Annotated in this window: 13 protein-coding genes; 4 read left to right on the top strand and 9 right to left on the bottom strand. The window is 44.2% G+C overall.

All coding sequences use genetic code 11. From position 1 onward, the window contains the following. Nucleotides 1–325: 325 nt before the first annotated feature. The 7 genes from ACHLI0_RS19080 to ACHLI0_RS19050 form a co-directional block, all read right to left on the bottom strand. Nucleotides 326–640, bottom strand: a complete 315-nt coding sequence (locus ACHLI0_RS19080) for a hypothetical protein (RefSeq protein WP_490749841.1) — start codon at nucleotides 638–640, stop codon at nucleotides 326–328. Nucleotides 641–1087: 447 nt separating this feature from the next. Next, a complete protein-coding gene (locus tag ACHLI0_RS19075; protein WP_490749840.1) occupies nucleotides 1088–1492 on the bottom strand; it encodes a HEPN domain-containing protein in 405 nt (134 codons plus the stop codon). After that, nucleotides 1489–1803, bottom strand: coding sequence for a nucleotidyltransferase family protein (locus ACHLI0_RS19070; protein WP_008764355.1), 315 nt, complete (start codon nucleotides 1801–1803; stop codon nucleotides 1489–1491). The genes ACHLI0_RS19075 and ACHLI0_RS19070 overlap by 4 nt, the downstream gene beginning before the upstream one ends. A gap of 87 nt (nucleotides 1804–1890) precedes the next feature. After that, nucleotides 1891–2982 carry a metallophosphoesterase gene (locus tag ACHLI0_RS19065; RefSeq protein WP_195577127.1) on the bottom strand — a complete coding sequence of 364 codons (1092 nt, stop codon included), beginning with the start codon at nucleotides 2980–2982 and terminating at the stop codon, nucleotides 1891–1893. A gap of 40 nt (nucleotides 2983–3022) precedes the next feature. Then, nucleotides 3023–3424 (bottom strand): HEPN domain-containing protein, encoded by a 402-nt coding sequence (locus ACHLI0_RS19060; protein WP_062695672.1) that lies wholly within the window; start codon nucleotides 3422–3424, stop codon nucleotides 3023–3025. Continuing rightward, nucleotides 3421–3744, bottom strand: a complete 324-nt coding sequence (locus ACHLI0_RS19055) for a nucleotidyltransferase domain-containing protein (RefSeq protein ID WP_117859954.1) — start codon at nucleotides 3742–3744, stop codon at nucleotides 3421–3423. Before ACHLI0_RS19055 ends, ACHLI0_RS19060 begins: the two co-directional genes overlap by 4 nt. Nucleotides 3745–3818: 74 nt before the next feature. Further along, nucleotides 3819–4991 carry a MalY/PatB family protein gene (locus ACHLI0_RS19050; RefSeq protein ID WP_490749839.1) on the bottom strand — a complete coding sequence of 391 codons (1173 nt, stop codon included), beginning with the start codon at nucleotides 4989–4991 and terminating at the stop codon, nucleotides 3819–3821. Nucleotides 4992–5059: 68 nt separating this feature from the next. Between ACHLI0_RS19050 and ACHLI0_RS19045 the strand changes: the two genes are divergently transcribed. From ACHLI0_RS19045 to ACHLI0_RS19030, 4 genes are all read left to right on the top strand, one after another. Next, nucleotides 5060–5845 carry a Cof-type HAD-IIB family hydrolase gene (locus ACHLI0_RS19045; protein WP_055216694.1) on the top strand — a complete coding sequence of 262 codons (786 nt, stop codon included), beginning with the start codon at nucleotides 5060–5062 and terminating at the stop codon, nucleotides 5843–5845. Between the two features lie 44 nt (nucleotides 5846–5889). After that, nucleotides 5890–7887, top strand: a complete 1998-nt coding sequence (locus tag ACHLI0_RS19040) for an AAA family ATPase (RefSeq protein ID WP_008761012.1) — start codon at nucleotides 5890–5892, stop codon at nucleotides 7885–7887. A gap of 120 nt (nucleotides 7888–8007) precedes the next feature. After that, complete coding sequence (locus ACHLI0_RS19035; protein ID WP_490749838.1) at nucleotides 8008–10524, top strand: AsmA family protein; 2517 nt, start codon at nucleotides 8008–8010, stop codon at nucleotides 10522–10524. A 17-nt stretch (nucleotides 10525–10541) separates the two neighbouring features. Further along, nucleotides 10542–11156: an L-threonylcarbamoyladenylate synthase gene (locus ACHLI0_RS19030; protein WP_008761010.1), complete on the top strand. Its 615-nt coding sequence runs from the start codon at nucleotides 10542–10544 to the stop codon at nucleotides 11154–11156. A gap of 124 nt (nucleotides 11157–11280) precedes the next feature. Here the strand turns inward: ACHLI0_RS19030 and nagB are convergent, their stop codons facing one another. Beyond that, complete coding sequence (gene nagB / locus ACHLI0_RS19025; RefSeq protein WP_008761009.1) at nucleotides 11281–12093, bottom strand: glucosamine-6-phosphate deaminase; 813 nt, start codon at nucleotides 12091–12093, stop codon at nucleotides 11281–11283. 45 nt (nucleotides 12094–12138) lie between these two features. Further along, on the bottom strand, nucleotides 12139–13335 hold the full coding sequence (locus tag ACHLI0_RS19020; RefSeq protein ID WP_490749837.1) for an FprA family A-type flavoprotein: 1197 nt from the start codon (nucleotides 13333–13335) through the stop codon (nucleotides 12139–12141). Between the last annotated feature and the right edge of the window lie 5 nt (nucleotides 13336–13340).

Below are 13340 nucleotides of genomic sequence, written 5' to 3'. Positions count from 1 at the left end.
AGTAACACTAAATCATCCATTGGCCAATAATACATCATTTATCAGTCATTAATACCTGATTTCTCAATTATTAATAGCTGAGATATCAATCGTTAATAGTTGACAAATCAACCATTAACATCCTACAAATCAAAAGATAGCATTAAATAAACACTTACTAACACGATTTGACAGAGTGAGAGCAACCGCTTGCTCTCATACTTGCCACCACGCCTGCTACCATACCTGAAACTACGATGAATAAAGGGATACAAGCGAATTGTTAGAGCATGAGAGCAAAACTGCTATTAAATCACTGTGGAGAAAATCCAGAATCAACCTATTCTCAATCATCCGACTTCTCTAGTTCCAATCGTAATTCTTTTAATGCCGTGATTTCCATAGTATTCTGAACATATATGCGTGTTAACACCAAACGAGTCATAACACGACTTGAACAAACATATTCATCATCTACGAACTCATCAATGAGGACATCAAGGAAGCAGAGAGTACATTTAAGTTCATGTTTTGATAGTTTATCAATGCTTTCAATTTGTCCAAAGCTAGGCCAATTGTCTTTAAGAAAGGCAAGTTTGTCGGTGGAGTCCTGTAAATCAAGCTTCATCAGGCAGGGGTAGGAACAAGTAGGATCATCCATAATTTTCTGTTTTTTCATTTGTGTGTTCCCGCATGCCCCAAAGAAAAAAGGCGCGGAAACTATTACTACATTACCCTGTGAAGGCTCTGGTAAGCCCGTGCTCGAATAATAAGTAATAGCTCCACGCCCATGAGGTATATAACAAATTTATATACAACAGAGACGTGGAGACCGGTTACTTATTATCTGCAAGCACAAAAATTTACCAGATTTTCACAGCAGATAATAAAAACGCTATCTCCAAAATAAAAAAGCGTAGCTCCTTTGCGGAGATACGCTACAAATATAGTTATATTTTCTGATATTGATACTTTGGTGAGTACTATTTCGCCATCTGATTCAGACGAAATACCGCCATATCGCTGTTTGTTCCGTTTCAATAATCAGATCGATAAACATATAACAAGTTAAGAAGAGAAAAGAGTTACAGAGTCTGAATAGTCTAATTTATTCTTTTAGTAATTCATCAACAGATTTGATGAACAATTCAGCTTGTGGAAACAACTCGTCAACCATCTCCTTATCACAAAACATAAAATCATCATAATCTCCACTATGTCTTTTCTCAAAAAGCGTAGTAAATGTTTTACCTATTCTTAGAGGAAGCTTTCCGGTAGATACAAAGTGCAGTCCTAACATCGTTTTAACCCCATTGTGAGTTTGCGTTTGAATATTATTCTTTAGCAATAATGCTACCGTCGCATAATAGCATGCGTAATACATTCGGTTAATAGCAGCATTATAGAAAGATTCCCGAATCATCACCTCCGCTTCCTTCATTGTATCATAAGCACGTTGCATTCTGTAGGCGATCAATGCTTTCCGACTCTCTTCGTCTAAAATATCTTTCATAATACGATTCCTTCATTAGTGACATTAATATAAAAAGGTGTTTTGAACGGACGGTTTTCCCAAAGTTTTTTCAGCATAACCATCGGACTGATAGATATACCGGTTTTCAGTTCAAGTTCGTAAAGGGGTAAAGTAATCGCCTCTTCCTCTTTCAAAGTTATTTTCTCTCCATCAAGCAAGATGAGCAAATCAATATCACTGTCACTGCGTGCCTCATTCCTCGCTTGAGAACCATATAATATGGTCTTAGCAGTAGGAGCAACATGACGGATAATGTCCTTGATTTGTTCGATCACTTCTGTTCGTCTCATAACTTCTTAATCTATTGATTATATGCAAATATACTCGATTCTTTTCAATTCTCAACACACCCAAGAACGCTTTTTATTATATTCTCACTATTTCGCCATCTGATTCAGACGAAATACCGCCATATCGCTGTTTGTTCCTATTCTGAAAGGAGGCCCCCAAAGAGATAATCCGCTGGAAACATAGATATGTGATTGGGTCCACTTGCGATAGCCGTGACTCTGTTCATATATTCTGTCTGTTACCCAACTTATAGGCCATATCTGTCCATGATGCGTATGTCCGCTGAATTGCAGGTCTATTCCCAAAGAATCTGTTTTAGCCAGGTTGTAGGGTTGATGATCTAAAAGTATGATAGGTTTACTACGATCCGCTTGCTTTAATAAGGTAGGCAGGGAATGACGGGAACGGTTGGAGCGGTCGTCACGTCCGATGATCTGCACACCGTTAGGCAATGTTACTACGGAATCACGCAATAGTTGTATGGGAGTATCTTTCAAGAAGCGGACGCTTTCATCAATACCGCTGATGTATTCATGATTTCCCGGAACCATATAAATGCCCAAGGGAGCTTTCAGTTGTGCCAGTTCTTCCGCCATATTCTCCTTATATAATGGGGTAAGACTATTATCTATCAAATCTCCACCGATAAGTATAAGGTCGGGATGCTGCGCATTTATCATATCTACATATTCTTTCAGCATGGCTTTTCCCGTACCATACCCTAAATGGACGTCACTCACAGCTACGATATTGATTCCGTTACCTTCTATCGGCTTATCAAGGGAGACATCAATCTTATTGACCTGTGGATGACGGTAGTTATAATAACCGTACAGAAGCAGACAGCAAGTCGCTCCCAGCGCATAATAGAAACCGTGATTCAGTGACGGCACAAATATCTTCGTCACATCCGCTATCAACAAAGCAAAAATCATGTACAGTGTAAAGACCAGCCATACCGAACCGATGTGAAACATGGATTTCGACAGGATGACAGGCATATCTATATGACGGGTCAGCATAGCTATCACCAACGAGAAAGCTACCAGCCAATAAATGGCAGACAACAGAATCTTCATAGCCAGCGAGAAGCCGGAAAGCATCTGTAATGTACGGATAAAGATATAAACATTGCCACCGACATAGGCAAGCAGGAATATTAGGAAGAATATTCGCATAATCGTTATAAATTGAGCAGAGTTAATAACTAGGATACAGTTACACCTCCGTCAATAAGACTTCTATTGTATCAATAAGTTCTCTTGCCGGAGCCTTTATGGTAGCTATTTCATCCTCTGATATTGAATAGATACAATTATAATCTCCCTTCTGACGTAACTGCTCCATACGTGCGAGAAAACTCCCCAAACGCGTACTCACCTTACCCGTCTTCACATAATTCAGACCAAAGCATGCTATTAATCCATCGTGCGTCTTACACGATAACCCACTATTTATCAGTAGAGCTTGAACAGCATGGAAGCAAGCATAATAATATCTATTGGAAGCAATATCCCAATATTTCATTTCATACATCTCATCGGCTTGTTTCAGAAATGTTTTAGCTTTTTCCATTTGCAACACTACAAGCGAGTTACGTTCTTCATCTGTCAGTTTCATATCAATTCGATTCCTTCCTGTTCTACATTTTTATAAAAAGGAGTGATACAACTCGCAGCCCATTCTTTCATTGTATACATAATGGGATTTATCCTTTCTCCAAGGTCCCATCCAAGCATCGTTAAAGGAAAGCTCACTTCATCATAATCAGACGGTTCTAATTTTTCCTTATTCAACAGGATTAAGATGTCCCAATCTGAATCTACTTGTGCGTCACCCCGCGCCTGGGAACCAAACAATAATGCCTTCCCTTCTTTTGGCAAATGTTCGGCTAATGACCGCTTAATGGAGTCTAATACTCTATTTGCATGACTTTTCATATTCTTTTCCTTTAGTCCTCTTTTTACAAAGATAGAATTTTACGTATAAGAAGCCAACTTTTCCTGGAAAAAGTTCATTTCAAATCAGTTACAGCTTGTTCCAATTGCCTCAAAGCCTTCTCCAGCGTAGCATGCGGACAGGCAACATTCAACCGCATAAACCCTTCACCTTCTTTGCCGAACGTCGTTCCTTCATTCAAAGCCAAGTGGGCATCTTCTACAAACAGGCGATTCAGTTCCTCCTGATCTAACCCCAGCTCACGACAGTCTAAAAAGATAAGGTAGGATGCTTGCGGACGAATCATTCTGATGGCAGGAATCCGCTCTTTCAGATAACTTTCCGTAAAGTCAATATTTCCTTTGATATAGGCAACGACCTGATCCAGCCATTCAGTACCATGACTGTATGCCGCCGCTACACTGAGATAAGCAAATAAGTGTCCTTCGGAGAACTCGCTCGCTTCCATATATACCTGGAACTGATGACGAAGTTCGTCATTCTCAATGATTGCATACGAACTTGCCAGTCCGGGCATATTGAACGCTTTGCTCGGAGACATAAAGACAAGGGAGTTCATCCGTGCTTTCTCAGAAATCAAAGCAAAGGTAGGATGCTTGTAAGGAGGCAGGGTCAAGTCGGCATGAATCTCATCAGAGATTACTAATGTACCGCTCTCGTAGCAGATGTCAGCGATCTGCGACAGTTCTTCTTTGGTCCATACACGTCCGCCCGGATTATGGGGATTGCTCAGGATAAGCAGCTTGCATCCCTGCACATCTTTGCGGAAACGGTCGAAATCAATATGATATTGTCCGTCTTTCAATACCAGCGGACTGTACACCACTTCACGTTCGTTCTTCTGCGTCACGAGAAAGAAAGGATGGTAGACAGGAGGCATAACCATCACCTTGTCTCCTTTCTCCGTAAAACAATGGATAGCAAATGCCAGTCCGCGGACAATGCCGGGAGTAAACGTCAGCATATCCTCACGAATTTCCCAGCCATGCCGTTCTTTAAGCCAGTTGATTATGGATTCGGCCCATTCCTTGCAGGCAAATGTATAGCCCAGCACTTCATGTTCCAGACGTTTCTTCAAGGCGTCGATTACAAAAGGGGCTGTGCGGAAATCCATATCAGCCACCCACATCGGAATCAAGTCATTACGCCCCCAACGGCGTTCTACGGCATCCCATTTTACGGAGTCCGTACCGTTACGGTTTATTATTTCATCAAAATTATAGTTCATACTGCATGAGGTTTTTATGTTATGTGAGACAAAAGTAGTACATTTGTACTCAATTCAAAAAGGAATTTATGACGAAAGCTTTATTTTTTGATATAGACGGAACGCTGGTTAGTTTCGAAACACACCGTATCCCGTCTTCTACCATTGAGGCATTGGAAGCCGCCCACGCAAAAGGGCTTAAAATATTTATCGCTACCGGACGCCCGAAAGCCATTATCAACAATCTTTCCGAATTGCAGGACCGGAACCTGATCGATGGATATATAACCATGAACGGAGCCTATTGTTTTGTCGGAGAAGAAGTAATTTACAAAAGTGCCATCCCGCAGGAAGAAGTAAAAGCAATGGCTGCTTTCTGCAAAAAAAAAGGAGTCCCCTGCATCTTCGTAGAGGAGCATAATATCTCTGTTTGCCAACCGAATGAGATGGTGAAGAAGATCTTTTATGACTTCCTGCATGTAAATGTCATTCCGACAGTTTCATTTGAAGAAGCAAGCAATAAGGAAGTCATCCAGATGACTCCCTTCATCACGGAGGAAGAAGAAAAAGAAGTGCTTCCATCCATCCCGACTTGCGAAATAGGCCGCTGGTATCCGGCTTTTGCGGATGTCACAGCCAAAGGCGATACCAAACAGAAAGGCATCGATGAAATCATCCGGCATTTTGGCATCAAGCTGGAAGAAACGATGTCCTTCGGCGACGGAGGAAACGATATCAGCATGCTCCGCCACGCAGCTATCGGAGTCGCTATGGGGCAGGCCAAAGAGGATGTAAAAGCCGCAGCCGACTATGTGACAGCTCCCATTGATGAGGACGGCATCAGCAAGGCAATGAAACATTTCGGGATTATCTAATTTATTTATCCGGTCAGCACATCTGTTTATCCGTCACTAACTTTATGAGCGTAGACACTAATAACGCAGCTTTTCAGGACGCCCTGAATCTTATTCAGTATACCCGCCAGTCGGTTTTTCTGACCGGAAAGGCAGGTACAGGTAAATCTACATTCCTACGTTATGTCTGCGAACATACCAAGAAGAAACATGTCGTACTCGCACCTACCGGCATTGCCGCCATCAACGCCGGAGGAAGTACGATGCACAGTTTCTTCAAACTCCCCTTCTATCCGTTACTGCCGGACGATCCGAATTTAAGTCTTCAGAGAGGACGCATTCACGAGTTCTTCAAGTACACCAAACCGCACCGGAAATTACTGGAACAGATTGAACTGGTCATCATAGACGAAATCTCTATGGTACGGGCGGACCTCATTGATGCCATCGACCGCATCTTACGTGTATATTCGCATAACTTACGGGAACCTTTCGGCGGCAAACAACTGTTATTGGTAGGCGACGTTTTCCAGCTGGAACCTGTCGTGAAGAATGACGAGCGGGAGATTCTGAACCGTGCCTACCCTACTCCATACTTCTTCTCGGCAAGAGTATTCAGCCAGATCGATCTGGTATCCATCGAACTCCAGAAAGTATACCGGCAGACTGATTCCGTCTTTGTCAGCGTTCTCGACCATATCCGTACCAACACCGCCGGAGCAGCCGACCTGCAACTGCTGAACACCCGGTACGGAAGTCATATCGAAGAATCGGAAGCCGATATGTATATCACGCTTGCCACCCGAAGGGATACGGTTGACTCGATCAATGAGAAGAAACTGGCCGAGCTGGCAGGAGAACCGATCACCTTTGAGGGAAGCATTGAAGGAGATTTCCCCGAAAGCAGTCTGCCAACCTCACAGGAACTCGTTCTGAAACCGGGTGCTCAAATCATCTTTATCAAGAATGATTTCGACCGCCGGTGGGTAAACGGTACCATCGGAGTGATTGCCGGTATCGACGAGGAAGAAGAAACGATATATGTCATCACCGACGATGGCAAGGAATGCGATGTAAAACGGGAATCATGGCGTAACATCCGCTATCGCTACAACGAAAAGACAAAAGAGATTGAAGAGGAAGTACTGGGCAGCTTCACCCAATATCCCATCCGGCTGGCCTGGGCCATTACCGTCCACAAGAGTCAGGGGCTGACTTTCAGCAGAGTAGTGATTGACTTCACGGGAGGTGTATTTGCCGGCGGACAGGCGTATGTAGCACTCAGCCGCTGCACCTCGCTGGATGGCATCCAGCTCAAAAAGCCGATCAACCGGGCGGATATCTTTGTGCGTCCCGAAATCGTAAACTTTGCCGGACGGTTCAACGACCGGCAAGCCATCGACAAGGCTCTGAAACAGGCGCAGGCCGATGTCCAGTATGCCGCTGCCGCACGTGCATTCGACAAAGGGGATATGGAAGAATGCCTGGAACAATTTTTCCGTGCCATTCACTCCCGTTATGACATAGAGAAACCTGTTCCCCGCCGATTAATCCGCCGGAAACTGGGGATTATCAATACCTTGCAGGAGCAGAACAAAAAGCTCAAAGAGCAAATGCGGGAACAGCAGGAACGTCTGCGGCAATATGCCCATGAATATCTGTTAATGGGAAATGAATGTATCACCCAAGCCCACGACGCTCGTGCCGCCATTGCCAATTATGACAAAGCGCTCAGCCTCGACCCTAATTATATAGATGCCTGGATACGAAAAGGAATCACCTTGTTCAACAGCAAAGAGTATTTTGATGCGGAAAACTGTTTCAATACCGCTGTCAGCCTTCATCCTGCAAACTTTAAAGCTGTGTACAACCGTGGAAAACTGCGTCTGAAAATCGATAATACTGAAGGAGCAATTGCCGACCTGGACAAGGCTACAAGTCTGAAACCCGAGCATGCCGGTGCACACGAGCTTTTCGGAGATGCCCTGTTGAGAGTGGGGAAAGAAGTGGAAGCCGCCATACAATGGAGAATTGCCGAAGAACTCAGAAAGAAAAAATCATAAATAAGTTGGTAGTGTATCAGAAGTCTTCTGATTGTGAAAGTTATTGAATATCATCTTACATCAAAAACTTTTTATTAACTTTGCCTTCGTATGTACGTCAAACTCTTAAAAGAAAAGCAAATGAAAAAAGGTTTGAAAATCGCAGCTATCGTCGTAGGGGTAATAATCATTCTGATGCTCCTCCTTCCTTTCGCCTTCCAAGGTAAGATAGCAGGTATTGTAAAAACAGAAGGCAACAAGATGCTCAATGCACAATTTGATTTCAAGAAACTCAACATTAGCCTGTTCCGCAACTTTCCGCAGGCTTCTGTCACTCTCGAAGATTTCTGGCTGAAAGGCGCGGGAGAATTCGCAAATGATACCCTTGTACAAGCCGGAGAGGTAACTGCCACCATCAATCTGTTCTCCCTTTTCGGAGACAGCGGTTATGACATCTCCAAAGTATTCATAGAAGATACCCGCCTGCACGCCATTGTCCTGCCGGACGGTCGTGCCAACTGGGATATTATGAAGCCCGACACGACAGACACGCAGGAAACGCCTGCCGCGGAAGAAGATTCATCTCCTTTCAAAGTCAAGCTGCAACGTTTTGTCATCAAGAACATGAATTTGATTTATGACGACCAGCAAGGTAAAATGTATGCCGACATCCGTGATTTCAACGCCCTTTGTGCCGGTGACCTGGGCAGTGACCGCACTACGCTGAAACTGGAAGCGGAAACCAAATCACTGACTTACAAGATGAATGGCATTCCTTTCCTTGCAAACGCCAACATCTCCGCCAAGATGGATGTAGACGCCGATCTTGCCAACAACAAGTATACACTGAAAGACAATACCATTCGCCTCAACGCCATTCAGGCAGGTATCGACGGTTGGGTGGAACTGAAAGATCCCGCTATCGACATGGATCTCAAACTCAACACCAATGATGTAGGCTTCAAGGAAATACTGTCTTTGATTCCCGCCATTTACGCAACGGAATTCTCCAGTCTGAAAACAGACGGAACCGCTACTCTTGCCGCATCAGCCAAAGGTACGCTGCAAGGAGATACTGTCCCCGCATTCAACATCGACATGCAAGTCAAGAACGCTATGTTCCGTTATCCGGCATTGCCTGCAGGAGTCGATCAGATCAACATTAATGCCAACGTCCGAAATCCGGGAGGAAATATAGACCTGACCACCATCCAAATCAACCCGTTCAGTTTCCGTCTGGCAGGAAATCCTTTCAGTCTGACTGCGGACGTGAAAACACCGATCAGCGACCCCGATTTCAAAGCAGAGGCAAAAGGTACCCTCGACCTGGGTATGATCAAACAGGTATATCCTTTGGGAGATATGGAACTGAACGGAACCATCAACGCCGATATGCAAATGTCCGGACGTCTTTCTTATATAGAGAAAGAACAGTACGACAACATGAAAGCCTCCGGAACCATCGGTCTGACCAATATGAAACTGAAAATGCAGGATATGCCGGATGTGGATATCAAGAAATCACTCTTTACCTTCACCCCGAAATATCTGCAACTGAGCGAAACGACGGTCAATATTGGTAAGAACGATATTACTGCCGACAGCCGTTTCGAGAACTATATCGGCTACGCTCTGAAAGGTACTACACTGAAAGGAACGCTGAACATTCATTCCAATTATTTCAATCTGAATGATTTCATGACAGCCTCCGCAGACAGCGTGGCAACTACCGAAGCAGCTGCCACAGACTCCACGGCAATTGCCGGCGTGATAGAAGTTCCGCGCAATATCGACTTCCAGATGGACGCCAATCTGAAACAGGTGCTGTTTGACAAGATGACATTCAACAATATGAACGGTAAACTTATTGTCAAAGACGGAAAGGTAGATATGAAGAACCTTTCTATGGGTACCATGGGCGGCAACGTGGTGATGAACGGATATTACTCTACCGCCAATGCGAAGAAACCGGAAATGAAAGCCGGATTCAAACTGTCGGATATCAGCTTCTCACAGGCATACAAAGAACTGGATATGGTTCAGCAACTGGCTCCTATCTTTGAGAACCTGAAAGGAAACTTCTCCGGCAGCATCAATGTGCTGACCGACCTGGACGCAGCTATGAGCCCGATACTGGAAACGATGCAAGGAGACGGCAGCTTGTCTACCCGCGACCTCAGTCTGAGTGGTGTGAAAGCAATCGACCAGATAGCCGATGCCATCAGCCAACCGAGTCTGAAAGAAATGAAAGTGAAAGATATGACACTGGATTTCACCATCAAAGACGGACGGGTGGAAACCAAACCGTTTGATATCAAAATGGGTGACTATAATCTGAATCTTTCCGGTAGCACAGGACTTGACCAGACCATCGACTACTCCGGCAAGATCAAGCTTCCGGCATCCACCGGCATTTCCAAGCTGATGACACTCGATCTGAAGATCGGCGGTTCATTCACTTCCCCGAAAGTCAGTGTCGATACAAAGAGTATGGCCAATCAGGCACTTGAATCCGTAGCCGACGAAGCGATCAGCAAACTGGGACAAAAGCTCGGACTGGATTCAGCCACGACTGCCAACAAAGATTCCATCAAACAGAAAGTGACGGAAAAAGCTACAGAGAAAGCACTTGATTTCTTAAAGAAGAAACTTAAATAAGAAAAGGAGAAGAGAGTATGCTTCTGAAACTGTACGATAAAAACAATAACCCGCAGGACTTGCAACGGGTAACCGACATCCTGAACGACGGCGGACTGATCATCTATCCTACGGATACGATGTACGCCATCGGATGCCACGGGCTGAAAGAACGTGCTATCGAACGGATTTGCCGGATCAAGGATATTGATCCGCGCAAAAACAACCTGTCTATCATCTGCTACGATCTAAGCAGTATCAGCGAGTATGCCAAAGTGGGTAATAATGAGTTCAAGCTCATGAAGCATAATCTCCCCGGTCCGTTCACATTTATCCTGAATGGTACCAACCGGCTGCCCAAAATCTTCCGCAACCGAAAAGAGGTGGGTATCCGTATGCCGGACAACAACATCATTCGTGAAATCGCCCGCTTACTGGATGCTCCTATTATGACCACCACACTGCCATACGATGAGCATGAAGATCTGGAATATATGACCGATCCCGAACTGATTGACGAAAAGTTCGGCGATATCGTGGATCTGGTGATCGACGGAGGAATAGGAGGTATAGAACCTTCTACAGTAGTGAAGTGCACAGAAGATGAACCGGAAATCGTTCGTCAGGGAAAAGGCTGGCTGGAAGGGATTTAATCCCGAAGACTGTTTACTTAGAGAATATATAAATCAGGCACGGATTTCGCGGATTGCACGGTTTTAAGAGATTGAGTATCTAAAAAAAACGCGTTCATCCGTGTAATCCGTGCCTGAATATTTCTTACTTGATCAATGATTCCGGATCCAGATGACCTGCTTCGATATCCTTGAAGTAACGATAAGTACCTACTTTCAACTCTTCCGTAGCAGCATCGTCACAAACGATAATACCCTTTTCGTGCATCTGCAAAGCGCTGATAGTCCACATCTGAGTGATAGAACCTTCTACTGCATGATACAATGCGCGAGCTTTATTGTGACCATTTACGATAATCATCACTTCTTTGGCAGAAAGCACAGTGCCGACACCAACAGTCAGAGCTGTCTTCGGAACTTTGTTAATATCGTTGTCAAAGAAACGGGAGTTCGCAATGATTGTATCCGTAGTCAGCGTTTTCTGACGGGTACGGGAAGTCAGTGAAGAACCCGGTTCGTTGAATGCGATGTGTCCGTCTGGACCAATGCCACCCATGAAAAGGTCGATGCCACCATAAGACTTAATCTTTTCCTCGTAACGTGCACACTCTGCATCCAGGTCGGGAGCATTACCGTTCAGGATATTCGTATTTTCCTTTTTGATATCGATATGGCTGAAGAAGTTATTCCACATAAAAGAGTAATAGCTTTCCGGATGTTCTTTCGGCAAGCCTACATATTCATCCATATTGAATGTTACGACGTTCTGGAAAGAAACGATTCCTTTCTTATTTAAATCGATCAAAGCTTTATACATACCCAGAGGTGAAGATCCCGTAGGACAGCCCAATACAAAAGGTTTTTCCGGAGTTGGGTTGGCAGCTTTTATTTTTGCGGCAACGTAATGTGCAGCCCACTGAGATACGGACTGATAGTCCGGCTGAATAATAAGTCTCATAAGTCGATTGTTTTATAGGTTAGTAAATAATTGTTCATTCTTTATTTAGCGGTCTTTTTTCAAGCGATCCGCCATCGCACGTGCCAGGTTCTCACATTGGGTATAGGTAATATCCTGCATCGCCTGTTTCATCTCTACCGGATCGCCTACCAGCTCGAACTTACTCTTTTCCGCAAATTCAGCCATACGCTTCACAGCAGCTCCTGCCCAGGTGAAGGAACCGAAGTATCCCAGGTAACGTCCTTTGAGTTCACGAACCAGAATCTTGGACAATAACGATTCCACTTCCGGGAATATCTGATTACTGTATGTCGGAGAACCGACAATCAATCCTTTATAACGGAAAATATCTGCAAGGATATAAGAAGGATGACTCTTCGTCACATTGTGCATCACAATATTTCTGATTCCCTGTGCTGAGAGTTCCGCAGCAATAGCTTCCGCCATCTGTTCCGTATTTCCATACATACTGCCATATACGATAACCACACCTTCGTCCGCATCATAACGGCTCAAGCGGTCGTAGATACCGATCACCTTGGAAATATTCTCTGTCCATACCGGTCCGTGTGTAGAGCAAATGGTAGTGATGGGCAGTCCTCCCAACTTTTGCAGGGCTTTCTGTACCGGACTACCGTATTTGCCAACGATATTGGAGTAGTAACGCACCATTTCACCCCAGTACTTATCTATATTGATACGGGTATCCAAAAATCCTCCGTCTACAGTGCCAAAGCATCCGAATCCGTCACCGGAGAAAAGAATTCCGTCCGTTTCATCAAATGTCATCATCGTTTCGGGCCAGTGCACCATCGGGGTCATATAGAAACGAAGCATATGCTTGCCTAATGCAAGGAAGTCTCCGTCTTTCACCAGATATTGCTCGCCGGTAACACCGTAGAATCCTTCAATCATGCCGAAGGTTTGCTTATTGCCGACAATAATAATATCTGGATAGTGCTGTTTAATCAATCGGATGGAGCCCGAATGATCCGGTTCCATATGATTTATAATCAAATAGTTAATAGGACGTTCGCCGATTACTTGCTTGATCTTGCGCAAGTAGACTTCAAAATAACAGATATCTACAGTATCCACCAACGCCACCATTTCATCATCAATCAAATAAGAGTTATACGAAACTCCATAGGGCAACGGCCATAACGCCTCAAAACGGTGTTTATTACGGTCATTTACTCCCACATAGTGGACATTTCCTTTAATTCTTGTTTTCTGTTCCATTCTTC

Source organism: Bacteroides sp. RCH18, from assembly GCF_058231005.1.
The sequence above is the reverse complement of the archived record's forward strand: the minus strand, read 5'-3'. Positions and strand labels throughout refer to the sequence as shown.

Excerpts from the sequence above, each read along its gene's own strand:
- ACHLI0_RS19080 (WP_490749841.1), bottom strand. The coding sequence starts at position 640 with ATGGATGATCCTACTTGTTCCTACCCCTGCCTGATGAAGCTTGATTTA.
- ACHLI0_RS19075 (WP_490749840.1), bottom strand. The coding sequence starts at position 1,492 with ATGAAAGATATTTTAGACGAAGAGAGTCGGAAAGCATTGATCGCCTAC.
- ACHLI0_RS19070 (WP_008764355.1), bottom strand. The coding sequence starts at position 1,803 with ATGAGACGAACAGAAGTGATCGAACAAATCAAGGACATTATCCGTCAT.
- ACHLI0_RS19065 (WP_195577127.1), bottom strand. The coding sequence starts at position 2,982 with ATGCGAATATTCTTCCTAATATTCCTGCTTGCCTATGTCGGTGGCAAT.
- ACHLI0_RS19060 (WP_062695672.1), bottom strand. The coding sequence starts at position 3,424 with ATGAAACTGACAGATGAAGAACGTAACTCGCTTGTAGTGTTGCAAATG.
- ACHLI0_RS19055 (WP_117859954.1), bottom strand. The coding sequence starts at position 3,744 with ATGAAAAGTCATGCAAATAGAGTATTAGACTCCATTAAGCGGTCATTA.
- ACHLI0_RS19050 (WP_490749839.1), bottom strand. The coding sequence starts at position 4,991 with ATGAACTATAATTTTGATGAAATAATAAACCGTAACGGTACGGACTCC.
- ACHLI0_RS19045 (WP_055216694.1), top strand. The coding sequence starts at position 5,060 with ATGACGAAAGCTTTATTTTTTGATATAGACGGAACGCTGGTTAGTTTC.
- ACHLI0_RS19040 (WP_008761012.1), top strand. The coding sequence starts at position 5,890 with ATGAGCGTAGACACTAATAACGCAGCTTTTCAGGACGCCCTGAATCTT.
- ACHLI0_RS19035 (WP_490749838.1), top strand. The coding sequence starts at position 8,008 with ATGAAAAAAGGTTTGAAAATCGCAGCTATCGTCGTAGGGGTAATAATC.
- ACHLI0_RS19030 (WP_008761010.1), top strand. The coding sequence starts at position 10,542 with ATGCTTCTGAAACTGTACGATAAAAACAATAACCCGCAGGACTTGCAA.
- nagB (WP_008761009.1), bottom strand. The coding sequence starts at position 12,093 with ATGAGACTTATTATTCAGCCGGACTATCAGTCCGTATCTCAGTGGGCT.
- ACHLI0_RS19020 (WP_490749837.1), bottom strand. The coding sequence starts at position 13,335 with ATGGAACAGAAAACAAGAATTAAAGGAAATGTCCACTATGTGGGAGTA.